The organism is Blautia sp. OM06-15AC, from assembly GCF_003481425.1.
Lineage (GTDB): Bacteria > Bacillota > Clostridia > Lachnospirales > Lachnospiraceae > Fusicatenibacter > Fusicatenibacter saccharivorans.
This window is the reverse complement of the sequence record NZ_QULD01000001.1, coordinates 546,412-567,486: the sequence shown is the minus strand read 5'-3', so window position 1 is coordinate 567,486 and position 21,075 is coordinate 546,412. Positions and strand designations below refer to the sequence as shown.

Genomic DNA, 21,075 nt, shown 5'->3' with positions numbered 1-21,075 from the left:
CTGATTCCGGAACACAGTTTAAAATACAGATACCAGAAAGGAAGTATTTATTATGATGGACTACAGAAACAACTACAATAACGAAAACGAAACCAATAATGAGAACATGATGGCAGCAGAGCAGAACAGCTTCAACGGAAAGAAACCTTCTTCCAAAAATAAAAAAGCTGCTAAGCTTGCAAAAAAAATCGGAGCCATCGCCTTAAGCGCAGTTCTGTTCGGCGGTGTTGCCGGCGGTACCTTCCAGGCAGTCAACCACTTTGCCGGAAGCACGACAGCCACTGCAACAACAACCACTGCACAGCAGACGACTTCCAACAGCAGCCTCTTAAAAGCCGCTGCCACATCCTCAAGCTCCACTTCCACCGGAACGATGGATGTTTCCACGATTGCGAAAAACGCAATGCCGTCGATCGTCTCCATCACAAACCAGTCCGTACAGGAAGTACAGAACTACTTCAGCATGTTCGGTTACGGTGCCCAGACTCCGCAGACCGAGGAGACCACAAGCTGCGGTTCCGGTATCATCATCGGAAAGAATGACACCGAGCTTCTGATCGTCACCAATAACCATGTAGTAGAAGATGCCGATACTCTTTCTGTTAGTTTTGTAAACAATCAGGTCTGCAAAGCAAATATCAAAGGTACCGATGCCGATAACGATCTTGCCGTCATCGCCGTTCCGCTCTCCGAGATCCCGGATGACACGATGAGCAGCATCGCTGTTGCCACGATGGGCGATTCTGATTCCGTTGAGGTCGGCGAGCAGGTCGTTGCGATCGGCAACGCACTCGGCTACGGCCAGTCCGTTACGACCGGTATCATCAGTGCTGCAAACCGTGTGATCGACAGCGATTCCTCTTCTGACGGAAGCTCCGATGGAACAACGGCAGATACTTCTTCCACCGATACAACCGGAAAGACCTACTTACAGACCGATGCAGCCATCAACCCTGGCAACAGCGGCGGCGCTCTTCTGAACATGAACGGAGAGGTCATCGGTATCAACTCCGCAAAACTTGCTTCTACAGAGGTAGAGGGCATGGGCTATGCAATCCCGGTCTCCCGTGTTTCCGATATCATTGAAAATCTGATGAATGAGCAGACCAGAACAAAGGTTGCCGCAGAAGATCAGGGAACGATCGGCATCAAATGCCTCGATGTCAGCAGCCAGATCCAGCAGGCATACAATATGCCGGCCGGCATCTATATCTCCGAAGTAACCTCCGGCAGTGCCGCTGAAAATGCAGGTCTGAAATCAGGATACGTTCTGACCAGCTTTGACGGACATTCCATCACCTCCACCAGCGAGCTGAAATCCCTGCTGCAGTATTACTCTGCCGGCGAAACCGTCGAGGTGGAAGTACAGGTTCCAGACAACGGATCCTATGAGACAAAGACCTTCTCCCTGACCCTCGGAACGAGCACCAGCTCTTCAGATGATCAGCAGAGCGATTCCCAGCAGAATGCGGGTTCATCCCGCTCTGCAGAGGGTGGAAATACCCTGACCTCCGCTACTCCTTCGATCTGACTGCCCGCTCTCCCGTGAAAGAAATCCATAAATAAAAAACATCATAAGCATGAAAGAAAGGCCCCGAAACATAACTCCAATGTTTCGGGGCCTTTCTCCTATTCTCTTAATCCATTTCTTATTTTTCTGCTCCTGCAACTGCCTCGCGGGCTGCTTTCTCTTCCGGGTCTTCATCCAGAATGGAGAATGCAATATTGGTTGCATGGTCCGCGACACGCTCGAGTCCGGATACAAGATCGGAGAAGATCATGCCGGCTTCCGGCGTACATTCGTTGCGGGTCAGACGCTCTACATGCTTCTGCTGCAGATCCCGCTCCTCCTGATCAATGGAATTTTCAATATCAATGATCTCCTGCAGGTGCTGCAGATCATTCTTTGCAAACATTTCGATCGACTCATCGAGAATTTTTAATACCATATCCAGCATCTCGGAAAGATCCAGTTCGCCCTGTTTGCTGAAGGTCACATTGTCATTCGTCATCTGCACAGCAGAATCTGCGACATTCTCGGCATGATCACCAATCCGCTCGATATCATTGACCACATGGAACAGCGCACCGATGCGCATAACGTCTGATGTCGGCAGCGATGCCTGATTTAAGTGAACCAGATAGTTCGTAATCTCTTTGTTCAGGAAATTAATATTTTCCTCGACACGGTAGACCTCGTCGATTTCTTTCTGATCGCGGGTCACCAGCGTATTCATCGCGCGAATCAGGTTGGTCTCTGCCATCTGTGCCATACGCTCCATCTCACGGACAGCCTGCAGAACTGCAGTCGTCGGGGACATCGCATGTTTCGAGCTGATGTAGGCAAGCTCGAACTTTTTGTCTTCCTCGTCATTTCCGCGGATGATAAAGTACGTTGCCTTCACCAGAAGCGGGGTAAACGGCAGCATCAGGAGTACCTGGCATACTTTGATGATCGAGTTTGCATTTGCGATCATACGGCCTGCTTCGTTTCCAGAAATACCCATAAAGAAGTCAACTACCTGATTCCCAAACAACAGGAAAATAATGGAGCAGACAATCGTTCCGGAGATGTTGAACAACAGGTGGACACATGCCGCACGTTTTGCATCTTTTTTGCAGCCGAAGCTGGCAAGAATAGCGGACATCGTACATCCGATGTTGCATCCAAGCATCATAAACAGACAGATCGGAAGTCCCATCAAGCCCTCTCTTGCAAGAAGCATGATGATTCCGACCGTTGCAGAGTTACTCTGCAGAATCGCGGTAGCCACCCAGCCGACTAAGAACGCAAGAAACGGATTCGTCAGGGATCCAAGGGCGTTGACGACTGCCGGGATCTCTTTTGCTTCGTTCAGGGCTCCTGAGATACCGGAGATACCCATAAACAGAATACCAAATCCCAAGATAACCTCGCCGAGACGGCTGATCGTCAGATTGTTCTTTACGAACATAACCATCAGAACACCGATGATGACAAACAGCGGCGCGATATCCGCAAGGTCAAACGCAATCAGCTGTCCGGTAACTGTCGTACCGATGTTTGCTCCGAGGATAATTCCAGGAGCCTGTGCCAGTTTCATCAGACCGGAGTTTACGAAGCTGACCACCATAACGGTTGTAGCGTTGGAGGACTGAATCAGTGCGGTAAAGAAAATACCGACCAGAAGACCGATCACACGGTTCTTCGTAAATACCTCCAGAATGCTTCTCATCTTGGATCCGGCAACCTTCTGCAGTCCTTCACTCATCAGCTTCATTCCATATAAGAAGAAGCCCAGACCGCCCATCAAAGACACTATTACACTCATATTCTTTTTTCTTCCTTGTCTTTTTCTGATGTCTTTTCAAAATCCCTGTCAAAGTATTTTCGTGTTTTGGTCTCAATATTTTACATTTACTTAACGCAGATTTTACAAGACACCTTTTTTATCATAAAAGAAATCATGACATTTGTCTATAGAAAAATTAAAAATTTCGACAAGAAATTTTCAGATTCTTTTCGTTTCTTTCTTGCATTCTACTTGATAATATTGTAACATTTAGGATGTTTCCATATTATGAGGCGACATTTCCGCCTACAAAATTCAAAAGGAGAGAAAACTATGGAAAAGTTTAGCAAGCTGATGGAAAACACATTCAAGCTGCGGGAAAATGGAACAACGGTCAAAACCGAGATCATCGCCGGTGTCACCACGTTCATGACGATGGCGTACATTCTTGCCGTCAACCCGAACATCCTTTCCTCCACCGGCATGGACCACGGCGCTGTCTTTACCGCAACGGCTCTGGCAGCCTTCCTTGGCACCCTGCTCATGGCACTTTTCGCCAATTATCCATTCGCTCTGGCACCAGGAATGGGCCTCAACGCCTATTTCGCCTACACCGTTGTTCTCGGCTACGGATATAGCTGGCAGGCAGCCCTGACCGCCGTTTTTGCAGAAGGTATCATCTTTATTGTACTTTCTCTGACCAACGTCCGTGAGGCGATCTTCAACTCCATTCCGGTCAGCCTCAAATCTGCAGTCAGCGTCGGCATCGGTCTGTTCATCGCATTCATCGGACTTCAGAATGCAAAAATTGTACTGCCGAACTCTTCAACCGTGGCAGGCCTCTATTCCCTGTCTTCCTACAATGCCAACCTGCAGTCTGCAGCCACATTAAACGGAACAGAGTATGTGGCAGGAACGTTTAACGATGTCGGAATCACCGTTCTGCTCGCAGTCATCGGTGTTATCCTCACCGCCGTTCTTGTCATACGCAATGTAAAAGGAAACATCCTCTGGGGAATTCTTGCAACCTGGATCCTCGGCATGATCTGCCAGGCATGCGGTCTCTACGTTCCGAACCCGGCAAACGGCTTCTACAGCCTGTTCCCGGATTTTTCCAACGGACTTTCCATTCCAAGCCTTGCCCCGATTTTCGGAAAACTGGATTTCTCCATTCTGAAAACAGGCGAGTTCTTCGTGATCATGTTTGCATTCCTGTTTGTCGATATGTTTGATACCATCGGAACTCTGATCGGTGTATCTTCCAAGGCAAACATGCTCGACAAAAACGGAAAACTTCCGCACATCAAGGGCGCGCTGATGGCAGATGCTGTTGCTACCTGCGCAGGTGCTGTTCTTGGTACTTCTACCACAACAACTTTCGTTGAGAGTGCTTCCGGCGTTTCCGAAGGCGGCCGTACCGGTCTTACCGCTGTTACCACTGCAATCCTCTTCGGCCTCGCTCTGTTCCTCTCCCCGATCTTCCTTGCCATCCCGTCCTTTGCAACGGCTCCGGCACTGATCGTGGTAGGCTTCTACATGCTGACCAACGTAGTCAACATTGATTTCAGCGATCTTTCCGAGGCGATTCCGTGCTACATCTGCATCGGAGCTATGCCGTTCTTCTACAGCATTTCCGAAGGTATTGCCATGGGAGTTATCTCCTACGTTGCAATCCAGATCCTGAGCGGAAAAGCAAAAGAAAAAAAGATCAGCGTGATCATGTACATCCTGGCTGTTCTGTTTATCTTAAAATACCTTCTTCTGTAATGGCTTTTTAACGATACAGAACCGCATAAAAAGGCTCCTGTCCCACAGATTTTATTCTGTGAAACAGGAGCTCTTTTTATGCTCTGGATCAAAAATTTTTATTCTGCCAGGGTCCGGTAAAAGCAGGTGCGGTTTCCGGTGTGGCACGCTGCGCCGACCTGTTCTACTTTGGCAAGAATTGTATCGTTGTCGCAGTCGATCAGAAGCTGTTTTACATACTGCACATGGCCGGAGCTCAGTCCCTTCGTCCAGAGCTCATTGCGGCTTCTGCTCCAGTACGTCATTTTTCCAAGGCGCAGTGTCGTCTCAAACGCTTCTTCATTCATGTAGGCGAGCATCAGCACTTCGTCATTTTCCGCATCCTGTACAACAACCGGAACCATGCCGTCGCTGTTTGTCTTAAAATCCGCCCAGGTAAAATCACATTTTAATGCTTGTTTCATCTCTTGTTCTCCTCTTTTTCTGCTCTTACAGGCTGCCCTTGGTCGAGAGCACGCCGGCAATTCTCGGATCGAAGGAAGTTGCCTCATCGAGTGCCTTCGCAAATGCTTTGAACATCGCCTCGATGATGTGGTGGTTATTTCCGCCGTCAAGCACTTTGATATGCAGATTCATCTGCGCCGCATAGGAAACGGCGTAGAAGAATTCTTTTACCATCTCGGTCTCCATCTCTCCTACTTTCTCCCGTGTAAATTCTGCCTGGAAAGAGAGATACGGTCTGCCGCAGAGGTCAACGGCCGAGAGCACCAGTGTCTCGTCCATCGGAAGGATTCTGTCGCCGTAGCGGCGGATGCCCTGTTTGTCGCCGACTGCCTCGCGGATTGCAGTTCCGAGCACGATACCGGTGTCCTCGATCGTGTGGTGGCCGTCTACATCAAGATCTCCGTCTACAGAAACGGAAAGGTCGAAAAGACCGTGGCGGGCAAAGCCGTCGAGCATATGGTCAAAAAAGCCGATGCCGGTGTGGATGTCGCTCTTTCCCGTTCCATCCAGATTTAATGTCATGCGGATCTTTGTTTCTTTTGTCACGCGTTCTACGCTGGCTGTTCTGTTCTCCACTTACTCTTCCCCCTCAAAACGGACGGCAATCGAATTGGCGTGTGCCGTCAAGCTCTCTGATTTTGCAAAGCTCTCGATATCCTCGTGGATCTCGGAAAGGGCTTCTCTGGAATAATAGATGATGCTGGATTTCTTCACGAAATCGTCTACGGACAGCGGTGAGAAGAATTTTGCGGTTCCGTTCGTCGGCAGGATATGGTTCGGGCCGGCAAAATAGTCACCGAGAGGCTCGCTGGAGTTCTCGCCGAGGAAAATAGCACCGGCGTTATGTACCTTCATCATATCCTCAAACGGGTTCTTCGTCACGATCTCGAGGTGCTCCGGTGCGATGGCATCTACGGTGTCGATCGCTTCCTGATGCGAATCGGTGACAAGGATGTAGCCGAAGTTGTCCAGTGATTTGGAGATGATGTCGCTTCTGGAGAGGACTTTTAAGAAACCGTCTACCTCTTCACTTACCTTCTCTGCCAGTTCCTGGGAGGTGGTAATGAGAATCGCACTTGCAAGCTCATCATGCTCAGCCTGGCTTAAGAGATCGGCTGCCACGAACCGCGGATTTGCAGTCTCATCAGCAAGGACAAGAATCTCACTTGGGCCTGCGATGGAGTCGATGCTGACATTTCCGTATACGGCTTTCTTTGCAAGGGCAACGTAGATGTTTCCAGGTCCTACGATTTTATCGACTTTCGGAATGCTCTCGGTTCCGTAAGCAAGGGCTGCAATTGCCTGTGCACCGCCGATTTTAAAGACGCGGTCCGCACCGGCTTCTTTTGCTGCCGCAAGGACAACCGGGTTGACTTTTCCGTCTCTGCCGCACGGCGTTGTCATGCAGATTTCTTTGACTCCTGCCACTTTTGCCGGAAGAATGTTCATCAGAACGGAGGACGGATACGCTGCCTTTCCTCCCGGAACGTATACGCCGACACGGTTCAGGGCGGTCAGCTTCTGGCCAAGCATCGTTCCGTTCTCGGTAGAGGTGAACCAGCTGTTCTGTTTCTGTTTTTCGTGGAACTCACGGATATTTTTCATGGATCTGCGGATGACACCGATCAGCTCTGGATCTACGATATTGTACGCTTCATCAATCTCTTCCTGTGTTACTTCTACGGTAGAAGCATCGAGTACCGCGTGGTCGAATTTCTCGGTATATTCGAAAACGGCTGCGTCTTTTCTTGTTTTTACATTCTCAATGATCTCCTGCACGGAAGCCTCGTACGTTCCGTACTGTGTCGGGCTTCGTTTCAGCATATTCTCCAGAATATTTTCTGTGGTCTCTTTTGTCAGTTTTACGATTCTCATACCAGTGCTCCTTTCAGATCCTGAATTAATTTGGTAATTCTCTCATTTTCCATCCGCATGCTCACCTGGTTGACAACCATGCGCGCAGACAGCGGGCAGACCTCCTCGAGAACGGTCAGGCCGTTTTCCCGTAAAGTGCTTCCTGTCTCTACAATATCCACAATCACTTCGGAAAGTCCGACAATCGGTGCCAGCTCGATCGAGCCGTTCAGCTTGATCATCTCAACGGTCTGGTGCTTGCGGTTGTAGAAGTAATCCTTGGCAATGTTTGGGTACTTCGTTGCCACACGGATCTGCTGGTTGTGCTGCAGCAGCTCACGCGCGGATTCCGGTCCGCAGACACACATGCGGCACTTGCCGTAGCCAAGGTCCAATACCTCGTAGAGGCGTCTTCCTTCCTCCAGAATCGTGTCCTTTCCGACGATTCCGATATCCGCTGCGCCGTACTCCACATAGGTCGGCACATCCGGACCTTTGGCGAGGAAGAAACGGAGCTTATGCTCTTCGTCCGTGAAAATCAGCTTTCTCGTATCTTTATTTTTCATTTCATCGCAGGTGATGCCGACTTTTTCCAGCAGCTCCAGCGTCTGGTACGCCAGGCGTCCTTTTGTCAGTGCAATGGTCAAATATCTCATCTTTTTCGTACCCTTCCTCTCCTACAGCTCCACCGGCTGTACTTCTCCTGTCGACAAATCGATAGCAAGCACCGAATCGCTCTTCTGAATATAGACAATGCCGCCGAACTGGTTCTTTCTGCCGTATTCTTCATAATCTGCAAGAACCTTGTCCCTTGCAAAGCAGACCAGCGCGACATCCATGCCCTTGCTTCTGTGCTCGTTAGCAAGTTTTACGGCCAGCGGCTGAAGAAAATCCGGGTAGAGTAGCATCGTTTTCGTATTGGCAATCGGAAGAGAAATTTTCTGGCGCTCCAGTGCATTCATCAGAGATTCCATGACAGTACAGAATCCGATCGCCGGCGCTTTCTTTCCGAAGTGCTGCAGCAGTGCATCGTAGCGGCCGCCTTTTACGATCGGCTCGCCGGTGCCGTAGGTGTAGGCCTGGAAAATAATACCGGTGTAGTAATGGAATTTGCTTAAAAGGCCGAGATCGAAGAAGACGTATTTTTCATAGCCGTAATCTTTAACGATCTCATAGATCGTAGCCAGACGATCGAGTGCCTCTCTTGCCGCCGGATTTCTTGTAAGGCCTTTTGCCTTTTCGAGAATCTCTGCATTTCCGAACAGTTGCGGAACATCACGGAGTGCTTCAAACAGATCACTTCGAAGGTTCTGTTTTGCCAGCAGCTCCTCGGCGCCAAAATGATTTTTAATGGAAATCAGTTCTTTTAATTCGTTCAGAACATCCTCGGCGAGCGCAGCTTCCTCGGCGAGCGCCTGGAAGAAACCTACGTGGCCGATGCTGATCTGGAAATCGGTAAGACCGGCATCCAGCATAACTTTTACGGTCATCGCAATGATCTCTGCGTCTGCCATTGCGGAATCATCGTTTAAGAGCTCGACGCCCATCTGGGTGGACTCTTTTAAGCGGCCCTGATAGCTGCTGCTGTTGACGAAGCTGCTTCCTCTGTAGCAAAGGCGGATCGGCATCGTCTCTTCCATGAAATACATGGAGGCTGCGCGTGCAATCGACGGGGTAAAGTCCGGACGGAGCACAAGGGTGTTGCCGTCGCGGTCAAAGAATTTGTAGAGCTCGCGGGACGGTGTTGTTCCCACTTCTCTTCCGAATACATCAAAAAACTCGAACGTCGGTGTTTCAATATCCTGATATCCAAACGCATGAAATACCTGCTCAATCTGATTCTCCATGTATAATTTTTTCGTACATTCCTGATTGTAGACATCCCGGACGCCTTCCGGGGTATGAATTAATCGATCCATGTTTTGTTGTCCTCACTTTTTCGCTTTAGTCCACTACCATATTACCATATTGAATTTAAAACTATGGTTAGTATATCGGAAAACATTTTCCCTGTCAACTCAAAATTTTAATCCGCTTTCGAATCCCGTATCTCCAGATCCTTCTGGATTCCGTTCAGGTACGGGACGAGAACGCTGCTTCCCGTTCTGGGAAGGAAGAATGACGTTTCAAGCTCGGTGTAGGAAAAATGCTTCTTTCCGCCGTTCTGTCCGCGGTCCCAGAAGGTTTTCATCGTCTCATACCGCAGGTAATAATATTCGTCCCGCGCCGTAAAATACAGCAGCAGGAAGGAAATCCCCCCCTGCTGCTCGAAATCTTTCATAAACGTGACCTGGTGCTCGTGGATGTTTGCGAGCGGAAAGGAATCCGTTTTGCACTCTTTGGCATCGAAGCAGACGGGAATGCCCTGTACAGCGCCGATGTAATCAACGGTACTCTTCTTTTCAAAATAAGCCAGCGTGATGTGTCTGCTCTCCTTATCTATTTTGATCGGGGTGATCGGCGTCGGCACCTTCTGGATCAGTGCCAGATGCTTGTCACGGTACTGCTCGTTTGTGCGGTTGATCATTTCCTCCAGCGTTGATCCGCGGAGTCCCCTCGATGTCCATGCCATAATTCCTGTCCTCGTCTTTGTTCTGTTCTTATTCAATCAGAGAAATTTTGTTCAGCGGCCAGTAGCGCAGAAAGGCCTTGCCGATGATCTTGTCTTTCTCTACGTACGGATTCAGCCAGTAGCGGGAATCCTTTGATACGTTCCGGTTGTCGCCGAGCATAAAGTAGCAGCCCTCCGGCACCTCATACGGTCCGAAATCGCCGACCGGTGTTTCCGGGCAGAAATCATCGCGCAGCGGATCGGTGGAATCGTTGATATACACCTTTCCGTCGCGGATCGTAACCGTCTCTCCCGGCAGTCCGATGACGCGCTTGATAAACTTCTGCTTCTCGTCGTCCGGATAATAGAAAATAACGATGTCATACCGCTGCGGATCGCTCTTTACATAAGCAAGGCGGTTACCGAAGATCTGGTCTCCGGTCATAATCGTGTTTTCCATGGAAGGAGATGGGATTCTTGCGTTGATGACAATGACCTGCTCCACAAAAACAACGACTGCCACGACAATAGCGATCATTTTTACATATTCCCAGATTTCCCGTCCGATGCTCGTCTCCTCCGTTTTTCTTGGTTTTGTTTCTTTCTTTTCGTTGTCTTTTCGGCTCATAATCCTTCTCCCGTCAAATGTTCTCCCTGTAAAATCCGGCGCACGGATGATGGCAGGGGCGCTGTAAAGGTTTTTCCGGACAGATCCGATAAGGTGCCCGTAAGCTCTGGAAATACCGCCTTCCACGAATGGAGAAGTTGGTATTTCAGTCCGTATTTTTCCCGGAAGCGGCGGTTAAACTCCGCATCCCCGTATTTCGTATCTCCCGCAAGCGGATGACCGATGCTCGCGAGATGGCTGCGGATCTGATGGCTCTTTCCGGTCACCAGCTCAACCTCCAGCAGCGTACAGCCTCTTCCGGCACAGAGCGGCCGGTATGCGGTTTCTATGTAAACAGCATCTCCCTGCTGCTCTCTCTGAATCGAAACACGGTTTGTCCTCTCATTTTTTGTGAGATATCCGCGTATCCGCTCTGTCTCTGTCACGGTTCCTTTTACAACCGTCAGATAGTATTTTCCAACAGCCCGCTCTGCGATCAGTTCTGAAAGCTGCTGCGTCGCCGCAACGGTTTTTCCGGCAAGAATCAGACCGCTGGTGTTCCGGTCCAGACGATTGCAGAGTCCGGCGCGGAACATGGTCTCCTCCCCGGCATTTTTTTCCGAAAGATAGGCGCCGAGCGCTTCGGTAAGGCTCACATCCGTCTCTTTCGCCTTCTGTGAGAGGACACCTGCCGGCTTGTTCAGGAAAATTACTTTTTCGTCTTCATAGACGATATCCAGCTTCGGATACTTTACCTGTTTTCCAGCCGCCGGTTTTTCCGGTGTTTTCCGAAATTTTTCGATGGTCTCTTCCGCCAGATACAGCCGGATCGTATCGCCTGTTTTCAGCTTTTCACTGCCGTCCGCCTTTTTCTGGTTCAGCACAATGTTTTTCTTTCGCAGCATTTTATAGAAGAAACTCTTTGGCGCCTCCTCCATATATTTGGACAGATATTTGATGAGCTGCTGCGCGCAGTCTTTTTCTGTCACGGTCAGTTCTCTCATAGCAATGGTCTCCTACAGTGCCAGCGCCAGCATCGTGTGTTTCACCAGTTCCGTGCGGGACAGATCCGGGTACCGCTCATCCGGTTTGAAGTTTTCACTGGCGCTCTTTTCCAGCTCATCGTAGTTGCGGTTCAGGGAATCGAGGCGCTCCAGAAATGCTTTTTCCCGATCAAAAATCTTCACATGGCATTTGTAGCCGTTGGCACGGATGATCTTGTTCAGATACGTAGTGCAGTCCTCGATCTGTTTCTGGTCTTTGGCGCGCGTGGTGTAGCAGGCGATCTCCTCACCGCAGAACGCCGCTGCTTCGATCATCAGACTCGATTTTTCCTGTGTGATATACATTTCATATCCCATCAGCAGTTTTCCTTTTTTTGCCTCAATGGCATCGTACACTGCTTTGTCCACTGGCTTTTGCATAACCATCATGATAAAACCGACGGCGGCGCGGCAGCCCGGCAGACAGCCTACTACGGCGACAACCGTAAAAATGTTGCTCTTGTTTCCGTCTGCAAGCACAAGCCCGACAATAAAAACGATGGCCGGAAGGACGAACAGTCCCAGTGTCACAAGCAGTCTTTTTTTCTTTTCCCGGCGGATATAGCCGTAATCCCCTTTTCTGATCTTCATTCTTCTGTCATTTCCCTTCTTCGATAAGATCCCCGCTCATCTTCTGCGTGTTTATTTCTTTTTGTGCACGTTGCGGAGCGTCTTTTTCGGCCGTCCGCCTGTTTTGGCTTTTCCCTGTCCGGAACGGTCATTCGCCGTCTTCTGGCCAAAGCCTTTTCCGTTGGACCCTTTTCCTCTTGACGGTTTTCCTGCCTCCCCGGCCATCTTTCTCGGTCGTACGAGACATTTCGGTCCGAATCCGATCAGATCCTCCCGGTGTGTCCGGCGCAGTGCCTCGCAGACGAGCTCATAGTTCTCCGGATTCCGGTACTGAATCAGCGCACGCTGCATCGCCTTCTCATGCGGCGATTTCGGCACGTAAACCGGATCCATCGTCCGCGGGTCAAGACCGGTATAGTACATACAGGTGGAAAGTGTGGAAGGCGTCGGATAGAAGTCCTGTGCCTGCTCCGGGATAAATCCCATATCGCGGATGTACTCGGCAAGCTCCACCGCATCCTCCAAGTCACACCCCGGATGGGACGACATAAAATACGGAAGTGCGTACTGCTGCTTCCCCGTCTTTTTGTTGCACGCATCGAAGCGGCGGATAAATTCCTGATATACTTCGTGGCGCGGTTTTCCCATATAGGAAAGCACACGGTTCGAAACGTGCTCCGGCGCAACGCGGAGCTGACCGCTGACGTGATCCTTTACCAGCTCGGAAAGGAACGTCTGGTCTTTATCGGCCAGGACATAGTCAAAACGGATGCCGGAGCGGATAAAGACTTTCTTCACGCCCGGAATGTCTTTTAATTCCCGCAGCAGCTTCACATAATCTCTGTGATCTGCCACCATATTTTTACACGGCTCCGGGAAGAGACAGTTCCGGTTCGGGCAGGCGCCTTTGGTGAGCTGCTTTTTGCATGCCGGACCGCGGAAATCCGCCGTCGGGCCGCCGACATCGTGAATATAGCCTTTAAATTCTTTTTCCTGAACCATCTGCCGCGCTTCCGCCAGAATGGATTCGTGGCTTCTTGTCTGCACAACGCGTCCCTCGTGGAACGTCAGCGCGCAGAAACTGCAGGATCCAAAGCAGCCGCGGTTGCTCGTCAGACTGTATTTGATTTCTCCAAGCGCCGGCACACCGCCGTCTTTTTCATAGCTTGGGTGATAGGCGCGCATGTATGGAAGCGCATAGACATCATCCATCTCCTGCTCTGTCAAAGGACGGGAAGGCGGATTCTGTACAATGTAGCCCTGGCCCTCATACGGCTCTGCCATCGGCTTCGCATTGATGGCATCGGTATTTTTATACTGAATCGCAAAGCTCTCCGCATACGTCCGCTTGCTCTCCCGCACCTCCTCGAATGACGGCAGCACCACCGGGTCAATCAGGTGATCCAGCGTTTTGCTCCGATAAACGGTTCCCGGAATAAAGGTGACATCATGAACGTCAATGCCGGCCGCAAGTGCATCTGCAATCGCTACGATCGAAAGTTCTCCCATTCCGTACGAAATCAGATCCGCACCGGAATCGAGAAGGACGGAGCGGCGCACCTGGTCAGACCAGTAATCGTAATGCGAAAGGCGCCGGAGCGATGCCTCGATGCCGCCGAGGATCATCGGTGTATGTTTATACGTTCTCCGGATCAGATTGCCGTACACGGTAACCGCGCGGTCCGGCCGTTTTCCCATGACACCGCCCGGCGTAAAGGCATCTGTTTTTCGGTGCTTTTTCGCCACGGTATAATGGTTGACCATGGAATCCATATTTCCGGAAGAGACAAGAAAGCCAAGACGCGGTTCACCGAAAATCGAAATGCTGTTCTCGTCCTTCCAGTCCGGCTGTGAGATGATGCCGACGGAATAGCCGTTCGCCTCGAGCACACGGCTGATGATTGCCGGGCCGAACGAGGAATGGTCCACGTAGGCATCTCCGATGACATAGACAAAGTCAAACTGTTCGATTCCCCGTTCCTTCATCTCTTCTCTTGTAATTGGTAAAAAAGGCATGCTTTACTTTCCTTTCTGTGTTTCGGCGTCCGCTATGCCAAGCGCCGCTTTTTCTTTCTGCGTCAGGAGACGGGCACTGCCCTTTTGCAGCGCCGGATCAAGTTCCAGGCTCCCCATCGACAGCCGTTTCAAATAGACGACCGTTTTTCCGACCTTCTCAAACATGCGCTTGATCTGGTGGAAGCGGCCCTCACAGATGGTAATGCGGATCCGGCTTTCAAAAATGCCAGGCTCTTTTTCTGTCGTTTCCAGAATGGTAAGCTCGGCCGGAAGTGTCGGTTTGTCGTCCCCAATGTCGAGCCCTTCGGCAAATGCCTGCCGATCTTCTTCTGTCACTTTTCCGTCAATCACGGCCTCATACACTTTCGAGACATGCGATTTCGGAGAGAGCAGCCGGTGGGAAAGGGCTCCGTCGTTCGTAATCAGCAGCAGCCCTTCGGTGTCCTTGTCGAGCCGTCCGACCGGAAAGAGGTCTTTTCTTGCCGCACCACTTAAAAGATCGAGTACGGTCCGGTCACGGCGGTCCTCCGTCGCAGAGACGACACCCGCCGGTTTGTGGAGCATCCAGTATTCCATTTTCACATAGGAAATGCTGTTTCCGTCCACAGTCACCTGCGCTTCATCCGGGTCGACTTTCAGTTCCGGGGCTTTTGCCGTAATTCCGTCTACGGCCACCCGTCCCTTCCGGACCAGGGCCTTTACTTCCTGGCGTGTTCCCACACCCATGTCCGCCAGATATTTATCGAGTCGTAATTTACTCATACCATCCGCCATCCTGCATAATATTTATTCTTTAACGTTCCGTTGTTTATTTTTCCCCAGCCAAGTGGGAAATCATCCAGGCACACAAGCACCCAGTCCTTTTTCCCCTGACACTCTTCCTCGGAAAACGAGAGTGTCTCACCCTTTAAGTAGCGCATGACACGGTCATCTCCCTTGGGAATGGTCAAACACGAAACGTATTCTTCTTTTTTCAGATACGCCGCCAGCGCCTGGGACGGCTCGAAGCGGTTTTTCTTAACGGTGCCAAGCGAAAGTCCGGTCCGCAGATAGCGCAGACCCTTTGCCGCACAGACACCTTCCGGCAGAAAATAGAGCTGGTCTTTCACAAGGGCAAACGAACCATTCTTCCAGTCCATGCGCACGCCAGCAAGAAACTCTTCCGCCTCTTTCGGCAGCTTCTTTGTCGTTTCCAAAAGGCGGGAAGGCTGCCGTTTCCGGCTCTCTCCCTGCTTTTTCAGGAGCGCCACGAAATGGCCTTCTCCCTCCATCCGCTGCGGGAAAATATGAACGCACCGGGAAAGATCGCGGCCATTCACGGATACTCCCGGCGCAAACCCTTCGTAACCCGGGGTAATTTCCTGCACTTCCATATCCGGATGCGCATCCAGCAGCCCTGCGATGACCTCTTCGTTCTCCTTTACAGAAAACGTACAGGTAGAGTACAGCAGCTCTCCGCCCTCTGCAAGCATCTGATACGCCTGCTCGATCAGTTTTTTCTGGATCGGCACATAATGCTCCGGCCCATTTTCACTGTAGTAGCGCAGCATTGAGCTCTCTTTTCGGAACATGCCCTCCCCAGAGCACGGCGCGTCAAGAAGGATCTTGTCAAAAAAGGCCGGATACAAGGTTACTAGTTTTTCCGGATCCTCGCTCGTCACGAGAAGACGTCCAACTCCCTGGATTTCCAGGTTGCGCAGCAGCGCCTTCGCCCGCGAATTGCTGATATCGTTTGCCAGCAGCATGCCGCCCTCACCAATCCGGCTTCCCAGCTCCGTTGCCTTTCCGCCCGGTGCCGCACAGAGATCGAGCACACGGTCATCCGGCTCAATTGGAAGGCGGGATGCCGGTGTCATCGCACTCGGCTCCTGCAGATAATACAGGCCCGCATAGTAATCGGCATCCTTTGCCGGATTGCAGCTCTCTTCATCGTAATAAAATCCATTTGGGATCCACGGAACCTTCTTAAGCGGAATATCGGTCCGCCTAAGAAACTCTTCTGTCGAAATTTTTCCGTTGTTTACCCGCAGTCCTCTATGTACCGCCTCGTCAAATGTCTTGCGGTATGCCTCATATTCTTCCTCACCGAGCAGCTGTTTCATCTCCTGCTCAAAGGCTTCCGGCAGTGTGATCATATCCGTTTATCCCCTTTTGTTCTAAAGTTCGTCTGTAATTGCCTGTGCGCGGTATCCCTCTGCAATCAGATCCAGTTCTTTGTGGAACCGTTTTAACTCCTGCAGATCGTTCTGCGCATAGATGTGATAAAACTCATCCTGAATTTTTTCTACTTCGCGTTTGTTCGTCACCTTGTAAAGATTCTCGATATTATTCAGGATATCCGTGATCAGATTCCGCTGTATCTGGGAGGAATTCTGTGCATCCATAATCTCACTCCGCACAGAGGACATCTCATTATCCAGCACAATAATCGCCTTTGCAGCTGCGCTTAAGCGCTCCCGGATGTGATCCGGAATGTTTGCCTTATATTTGTACTGCAGCGAGTGCTCAATCGTCGCCCAGAAATCCATCGCCATCGTGCGGATCTGGATTTCCACCTGGATGCGCTTCGGGCCGTTCATCGTCTCCACGGTATAGTAAACAATGAGGTGATAGCTCCGGTAACCGCTGTCCTTCATGTGGCGGATGTAGTCTTTCTCGCTCTTAATCTCAATATCCGACCGCTTCTGGATCAGGTCGGCAACCTTTTCGATATCTTCAACGAACTGGCAGATGATGCGGATGCCCGCGATATCCTCCACCTGCTCCTCCATCTCTTCGGGCACAATGCCCTTTCTCTGCATTTTTTCCAGAATACTGGAAACACTCTTCACACGGCCGCTCACGCTCTCGATCGGTGAGTACAGCCCTTTTCCGTGGTGCTCCTTGATCAGATGCCGGAATTTCACCTGTAATTCCTTGACAGCCAGCTCGTATGGTTCCAGAATCTCATGCCATAACAGTATATCCATGTCCCCTAATCTCCTTTTTTGCTCCTGCTTTCAGCCATTTTTCTTATCGGATGGTAAACGCTTTGGAAATTCAATCCCCACCCTGTTACTTTATGCCTGTCTTTTCTGTTTTATGACTGTTTTTCAGAAACTTTTTTGAAATAGACACGGGCAGTTTTTTATGCCTGCCGTTTCGAAAGCTGCTCCAGAACGCGGCACAGGTACTGATACGTTCTCTCCACGGAGGAAATCGAAAGCCGCTCCTCGGTCGTGTGAATTGCTTTCATGTTCGGGCCGAAAGATACACAGTCAAGACCGGAAAGCTTTTCATAGAACAGACCGCATTCCAGTCCGGCATGAATCGCTTCCACTGCCGGTTTCTGTCCATACATGGCTTCATATTCCGCCACCATCAGATCGCGGAGGGCAGAATCCTCTTTATACTCCCATGCCGGGTACGCGCCCTCTACGTGGAACTCACCGCCCAGGAAACCGATCAGATACTCCAGCTTGTCGGAAAGGGCTTCCTTTGCACTTCCCACGGAGCTCCGCACACTTGCACACGCATGCAGGTGATCCGGCTCTAATTTCAGAATACCGAGGTTCAGGGATGTTTCCACCAGTCCCGGGATCTGGCCGCTCATCTTCTGTACCCCGTTCGGAAGATTCATCAGGAAAAAGACGGTTTTCTGCAGGCTGACCGGATGAAGCGCCGGTGCAGCGCCCTCGCCTGTTTTCTCTACCGTAACGGTAATACCGTCATCTGTTCCGCTGTACTCTCTGCAAAGATTTTCGGTGAAGCGTGATGCTTCCTCTTTTAAGATCTCTTTCTCTCCGCCGTCGATGGCAAGAAGCATGCGGGTTGTCCGCGGAATGGCGTTGTCTTTTAAACCGCCCTCCAGCTCGATCAGGGCATAATCCATCTTTCCTGCCAGTTCGTACAGGAAACGGCCCGCCAGAATGTTGGAGTTGGCACGGTTTTTGTGGATTTCCGTACCGGAATGGCCACCGGCAAGACCGGAAATCGTCACTTCCATCTGCTCACCCATCACTTCGCTTCTGCGCACCGGCAGATCCATCATGGCTGTCATACCGCCTGCGCATGATACGGTGAGAATGCCTTCCTCTTCAGAATCCATATTTAACAGTGTTCTTCCCTTTAATTCATTCCCGTTTAATGCTGCTGCGCCGAGCAGTCCGATCTCTTCATCCGTCGTAATCAGTGCCTCGATGGCCGGAAGCTGCAGATCATCCGATTCCAACACAGCCAGCATATAGGCAACGGCAATTCCGTCGTCTCCGCCAAGCGTCGTGTCCCTGGCATAAATCTCATCGCCGTCGATGTGAAGCTCAAGGCCGTCCTTCGTAAAATCGTGGCTGCTGCCCGGCTTCTTCTCGCAGACCATATCGCAGTGGCCCTGCAGAATCACGGTCGGAGCCAATTCACATCCCTTCGATGCCGGGCGGCGGATGACCACGTTGTTGGACGCATCCTGATACCAGGATAATTCATGGTCCCTTGCAAACTGAACCAGATAGTCGCTCACTTCTTTTGTGTTTCCGGAGCCGTGCGGAATGCGGCAGAGCTCTTCAAAATAATAAAATACCCGTTCCGGTTTTAATCCTGCTAATACGCTCATTTTTTCTTCTCCCATCTTCTTTTTTTCAAAGCTTCATCATACTCTATTTTAGAAAGCGGGAGGAGGTTCGAACGTCATGAAAAAATCACTTTTATTTCTCTCTTCCCTGCTTCTTTTTTTCTGTCTTCTTATCTTTCCCGCGCGGACTTTTTTCTATGCCTGCGAGGGTGTCAATCTCTGGTTTCATACCATTCTTCCGTCACTTCTGCCGTTTCTGATTCTGACATCTCTTCTTCTGGAAACAGGAGCCGCGCGGCGGATCTCTGCCCGTGCAGAAGTTTTTTTTCAAACGGTTTTCGGTCTTTCCCCGGCTGGGTTTTATGCACTTTTTCTCGGTCTTTTCTGCGGTTTTCCCATGGGAGCGCGCATCACTGCCCAGCTCTATGAGGCAGAAGAAATTGACCGGAACGAAGCGTGCTATCTTTTAACCTTCTGCAGCAGTCCGAGTCCTGCTTTTCTGTCTTCCTATGTTATCTTAACTGCGTTTTCCGGACAGATCCATCCCGGGTTCGTCTTCGGCGTGCTCTACGGTTCCAATTTTCTAACTGGTTTTCTGTTCCGGCTTGTTTTCCGCCGCTTCCGCCTGCACCGGCACACCGCCCATCGGACACATTCCGTGGAAAAAAAAGAGATGTCAAAACAGACTTCCAAAGGAAACCTGCTGGACACCTCTATCATGAACGGATTTGAAATCATTACACAGCTTGGCGGATACATCATCCTGTTTTCCATTCTGTCCGGACTTCTGATGGATCTGCATCCGTTTGGTTCCGCCTCGCCCCTGCTCTGCGGCGTGCTGGAAATCACGACGGGAATCGCACAGCTTGCCGCGTCCTCTCTTCCTTACGCCGGAAAAGTCTCTGCTATCCTTACCTGCGCCGCCTTCGGCGGTCTCTCTGTCGCTGCCCAGACAAACTGTATGATCCATAACAGCGGTCTGCCCCTCTGGCCTTATCTTGCCGGGAAGCTCTGCTGTGCTGCTTTCGCAGGAACGCTTGGTTTATTCCTCTTCGCTTTCCTCTTCTGATGCCGGATCATATTCCGGTACGACAACTTCTTCCTCTGGCTGCTCTTCTTCCGGAGCACCCTGCGGGGAGAGCTCACTTCTGTTCTGAACAACGGTATTGTAGCAGCTTGTCAGGGATTCTACAAAGCTGTTGTATTTCTCTCCTGCATCGTTTAATGCAGTCGTCATAATATTGCTTAAGTTGGCAAGCATATCATCGGTATATCCGATGGCACCGAGACGGATGCTGTTGGCATCGTTGGTTGCAGCATCCAGGATTTCCTGTGCCTGCTGGTTTGCATTGTTGACGGTCTCATTTGCCTGTGCGTATGCTGTCTGCATCACTTCACTCTGCTCTACCATCTCTCTTGCCTTTGCCTGTGCCTCTGCAATGATGGCATCTGCCTTGTTCTGTGCGTCTGCCAGAATCGCATCTTTGTTGCTGATGATCTTCTGGTACCGTTTGATCTCGTCCGGTGTTTTCAGACGGAGCTCACGGAGAAGCTCTTCTAATTCTTCTTTATTTACAACGATTTTGGTGGTAGACAGCGGCTGATATTTACAGCTCTCTACATACTCCTCAATTTCTTCGATGATCTGTTCAATTCTGCTGCTCATTTTAATTCTCCTTATCTTTTATCCTGCGGCATTCCTTCTGAATTTCGGGCGGCATATTTTGCGCGGATTTCTTTTTCCACAAAATCCGGAACAAATTTGTGAATGTCGCCGCCAAAAGCAGCTACTTCTTTTACTACCGTGGAGCTGAGGTACGCATACTCCAGCGAGGTAATCAGAAACGTGGTATCTACTTCCGGTTCCAGAACGCGGTTCGTCTGTGCCATCTGCAGTTCATATTCAAAGTCTGTGATCGCGCGGAGTCCGCGGACGATCGTATGCGCCTGGCATTCCTTCGCAAAATCAACAGCGAGCCCGCTGAAAGAACGGACTTCGACATTTGGAATGTCCTGGGTCGCTTTCTTTAGTATATTAACACGTTCTTCCACAGAAAACAACGGAGATTTTGAGGAATTATGTAAAACTCCCACGATTACGCAGTCAAAAAGCTTGGATGCACGCAGAATGACATCCAGATGACCATACGTTACAGGGTCAAAAGTTCCCGGGTATACGGCTGTCTTCATGATTCTTTTACTCCTTCGTGTTTGCTTTTCGGGGTAAGGAATACATGGACATTTGTCTTATAGATTTTTTTCTTCAGAATTTCGTATCCGGCATCCTCCGCCCAGTCGAAATCAGTATTCAGCGATGCTTCTACAATAATTAAGGTATCCTCACCGATAAAAGAGGCGTCGCGGAA

At 50.4% G+C, this 21,075-nt stretch carries 19 protein-coding genes and 2 pseudogenes; 3 read left to right on the top strand and 18 right to left on the bottom strand.

Features of this window, described 5'->3' with window-relative positions:
- Nucleotides 1–52: 52 nt before the first annotated feature.
- The gene (locus tag DXB83_RS02775) at nt 53–1,531 is read left to right on the top strand and encodes a S1C family serine protease (RefSeq protein ID WP_118697230.1); all 1,479 of its coding nucleotides are present in this window, start codon (nt 53–55) and stop codon (nt 1,529–1,531) included.
- A 118-nt stretch (nt 1,532–1,649) separates the two neighbouring features.
- Here the strand turns inward: DXB83_RS02775 and DXB83_RS02770 are convergent, their stop codons facing one another.
- On the bottom strand, nt 1,650–3,311 hold the full coding sequence (locus DXB83_RS02770) for a Na/Pi cotransporter family protein (RefSeq protein WP_117508987.1): 1,662 nt from the start codon (nt 3,309–3,311) through the stop codon (nt 1,650–1,652).
- 312 nt (nt 3,312–3,623) lie between these two features.
- Here DXB83_RS02770 and DXB83_RS02765 point away from each other — a divergent pair, with 312 nt between their 5' ends.
- A complete protein-coding gene (locus DXB83_RS02765; RefSeq protein WP_118697252.1) occupies nt 3,624–5,039 on the top strand; it encodes an NCS2 family permease in 1,416 nt (471 codons plus the stop codon).
- 101 nt (nt 5,040–5,140) lie between these two features.
- On the opposite strand, the pseudogene hisI reads toward DXB83_RS02765, so the two are convergent.
- From hisI to DXB83_RS02695, 14 genes and pseudogenes are all read right to left on the bottom strand, one after another.
- Nucleotides 5,141–5,452 (bottom strand): annotated as a pseudogene (hisI, locus tag DXB83_RS02760) (phosphoribosyl-AMP cyclohydrolase); the annotation flags it as partial.
- Between the two features lie 55 nt (nt 5,453–5,507).
- Complete coding sequence (gene hisB / locus DXB83_RS02755; protein WP_055218350.1) at nt 5,508–6,044, bottom strand: imidazoleglycerol-phosphate dehydratase HisB; 537 nt, start codon at nt 6,042–6,044, stop codon at nt 5,508–5,510.
- Between the two features lie 54 nt (nt 6,045–6,098).
- Nucleotides 6,099–7,397, bottom strand: a complete 1,299-nt coding sequence (hisD, locus tag DXB83_RS02750; protein WP_055226357.1) for a histidinol dehydrogenase — start codon at nt 7,395–7,397, stop codon at nt 6,099–6,101.
- Nucleotides 7,394–8,032: an ATP phosphoribosyltransferase gene (gene hisG, locus DXB83_RS02745; protein WP_022461875.1), complete on the bottom strand. Its 639-nt coding sequence runs from the start codon at nt 8,030–8,032 to the stop codon at nt 7,394–7,396. Before hisG ends, hisD begins: the two co-directional genes overlap by 4 nt.
- Nucleotides 8,033–8,053: 21 nt before the next feature.
- A complete protein-coding gene (hisZ, locus tag DXB83_RS02740) occupies nt 8,054–9,295 on the bottom strand; it encodes an ATP phosphoribosyltransferase regulatory subunit (RefSeq protein ID WP_117508989.1) in 1,242 nt (413 codons plus the stop codon).
- A gap of 107 nt (nt 9,296–9,402) precedes the next feature.
- Complete coding sequence (locus tag DXB83_RS02735; protein ID WP_117509155.1) at nt 9,403–9,951, bottom strand: Holliday junction resolvase RecU; 549 nt, start codon at nt 9,949–9,951, stop codon at nt 9,403–9,405.
- 25 nt (nt 9,952–9,976) lie between these two features.
- The gene (gene lepB / locus DXB83_RS02730) at nt 9,977–10,555 is read right to left on the bottom strand and encodes a signal peptidase I (RefSeq protein WP_055265187.1); all 579 of its coding nucleotides are present in this window, start codon (nt 10,553–10,555) and stop codon (nt 9,977–9,979) included.
- Entirely contained in the window at nt 10,552–11,538 is a 987-nt protein-coding gene (locus tag DXB83_RS02725; RefSeq protein WP_055226359.1) for an RluA family pseudouridine synthase, read from the bottom strand. Before DXB83_RS02725 ends, lepB begins: the two co-directional genes overlap by 4 nt.
- 12 nt (nt 11,539–11,550) lie before the next feature.
- Nucleotides 11,551–12,168 (bottom strand): DUF4191 family protein, encoded by a 618-nt coding sequence (locus DXB83_RS02720; RefSeq protein WP_022461880.1) that lies wholly within the window; start codon nt 12,166–12,168, stop codon nt 11,551–11,553.
- Nucleotides 12,169–12,219: 51 nt separating this feature from the next.
- Nucleotides 12,220–14,163, bottom strand: coding sequence for a YgiQ family radical SAM protein (locus tag DXB83_RS02715; protein ID WP_055226360.1), 1,944 nt, complete (start codon nt 14,161–14,163; stop codon nt 12,220–12,222).
- Between the two features lie 3 nt (nt 14,164–14,166).
- Nucleotides 14,167–14,925, bottom strand: a complete 759-nt coding sequence (locus DXB83_RS02710) for a pseudouridine synthase (protein ID WP_117508990.1) — start codon at nt 14,923–14,925, stop codon at nt 14,167–14,169.
- A complete protein-coding gene (locus tag DXB83_RS02705; protein ID WP_117509156.1) occupies nt 14,922–16,295 on the bottom strand; it encodes an RsmB/NOP family class I SAM-dependent RNA methyltransferase in 1,374 nt (457 codons plus the stop codon). The genes DXB83_RS02710 and DXB83_RS02705 overlap by 4 nt, the downstream gene beginning before the upstream one ends.
- Before the next feature lie 24 nt (nt 16,296–16,319).
- Nucleotides 16,320–17,132, bottom strand: coding sequence for a GTP pyrophosphokinase (locus DXB83_RS02700; RefSeq protein ID WP_055218019.1), 813 nt, complete (start codon nt 17,130–17,132; stop codon nt 16,320–16,322).
- Between the two features lie 158 nt (nt 17,133–17,290).
- Nucleotides 17,291–18,751: an aminoacyl-histidine dipeptidase gene (locus DXB83_RS02695; RefSeq protein WP_082424449.1), complete on the bottom strand. Its 1,461-nt coding sequence runs from the start codon at nt 18,749–18,751 to the stop codon at nt 17,291–17,293.
- Between the two features lie 76 nt (nt 18,752–18,827).
- Here DXB83_RS02695 and DXB83_RS02690 point away from each other — a divergent pair, with 76 nt between their 5' ends.
- Nucleotides 18,828–19,778, top strand: coding sequence for a nucleoside recognition domain-containing protein (locus tag DXB83_RS02690; protein ID WP_055265191.1), 951 nt, complete (start codon nt 18,828–18,830; stop codon nt 19,776–19,778).
- On the opposite strand, the gene DXB83_RS02685 is transcribed toward DXB83_RS02690, so the two are convergent.
- The 3 genes and pseudogenes from DXB83_RS02685 to DXB83_RS16760 all read right to left on the bottom strand — a co-directional run.
- Nucleotides 19,752–20,375: an ATPase gene (locus tag DXB83_RS02685; RefSeq protein ID WP_117508991.1), complete on the bottom strand. Its 624-nt coding sequence runs from the start codon at nt 20,373–20,375 to the stop codon at nt 19,752–19,754. The two genes, DXB83_RS02690 and DXB83_RS02685, sit on opposite strands and share 27 nt — an antisense overlap.
- Before the next feature lie 11 nt (nt 20,376–20,386).
- Nucleotides 20,387–20,899 carry a pantetheine-phosphate adenylyltransferase gene (gene coaD, locus DXB83_RS02680; RefSeq protein ID WP_022461888.1) on the bottom strand — a complete coding sequence of 171 codons (513 nt, stop codon included), beginning with the start codon at nt 20,897–20,899 and terminating at the stop codon, nt 20,387–20,389.
- Nucleotides 20,896–21,075, bottom strand: a pseudogene (locus DXB83_RS16760) (hypothetical protein); the annotation flags it as partial. The gene coaD and the pseudogene DXB83_RS16760, both read right to left, overlap by 4 nt.

Coding starts and splice junctions, on each gene's coding strand:
- DXB83_RS02775 (WP_118697230.1), top strand. CDS start 53: ATGATGGACTACAGAAACAACTACAATAACGAAAACGAAACCAATAAT.
- DXB83_RS02770 (WP_117508987.1), bottom strand. CDS start 3,311: ATGAGTGTAATAGTGTCTTTGATGGGCGGTCTGGGCTTCTTCTTATAT.
- hisB (WP_055218350.1), bottom strand. CDS start 6,044: ATGACATTAAATCTGGATGGAACGGGAAAGAGCGACATCCACACCGGC.
- hisD (WP_055226357.1), bottom strand. CDS start 7,397: ATGAGAATCGTAAAACTGACAAAAGAGACCACAGAAAATATTCTGGAG.
- hisG (WP_022461875.1), bottom strand. CDS start 8,032: ATGAGATATTTGACCATTGCACTGACAAAAGGACGCCTGGCGTACCAG.
- hisZ (WP_117508989.1), bottom strand. CDS start 9,295: ATGGATCGATTAATTCATACCCCGGAAGGCGTCCGGGATGTCTACAAT.
- lepB (WP_055265187.1), bottom strand. CDS start 10,555: ATGAGCCGAAAAGACAACGAAAAGAAAGAAACAAAACCAAGAAAAACG.
- DXB83_RS02725 (WP_055226359.1), bottom strand. CDS start 11,538: ATGAGAGAACTGACCGTGACAGAAAAAGACTGCGCGCAGCAGCTCATC.
- DXB83_RS02720 (WP_022461880.1), bottom strand. CDS start 12,168: ATGAAGATCAGAAAAGGGGATTACGGCTATATCCGCCGGGAAAAGAAA.
- DXB83_RS02715 (WP_055226360.1), bottom strand. CDS start 14,163: ATGCCTTTTTTACCAATTACAAGAGAAGAGATGAAGGAACGGGGAATC.
- DXB83_RS02710 (WP_117508990.1), bottom strand. CDS start 14,925: ATGAGTAAATTACGACTCGATAAATATCTGGCGGACATGGGTGTGGGA.
- DXB83_RS02700 (WP_055218019.1), bottom strand. CDS start 17,132: ATGGATATACTGTTATGGCATGAGATTCTGGAACCATACGAGCTGGCT.
- DXB83_RS02695 (WP_082424449.1), bottom strand. CDS start 18,751: ATGAGCGTATTAGCAGGATTAAAACCGGAACGGGTATTTTATTATTTT.
- DXB83_RS02690 (WP_055265191.1), top strand. CDS start 18,828: ATGAAAAAATCACTTTTATTTCTCTCTTCCCTGCTTCTTTTTTTCTGT.
- DXB83_RS02685 (WP_117508991.1), bottom strand. CDS start 20,375: ATGAGCAGCAGAATTGAACAGATCATCGAAGAAATTGAGGAGTATGTA.
- coaD (WP_022461888.1), bottom strand. CDS start 20,899: ATGAAGACAGCCGTATACCCGGGAACTTTTGACCCTGTAACGTATGGT.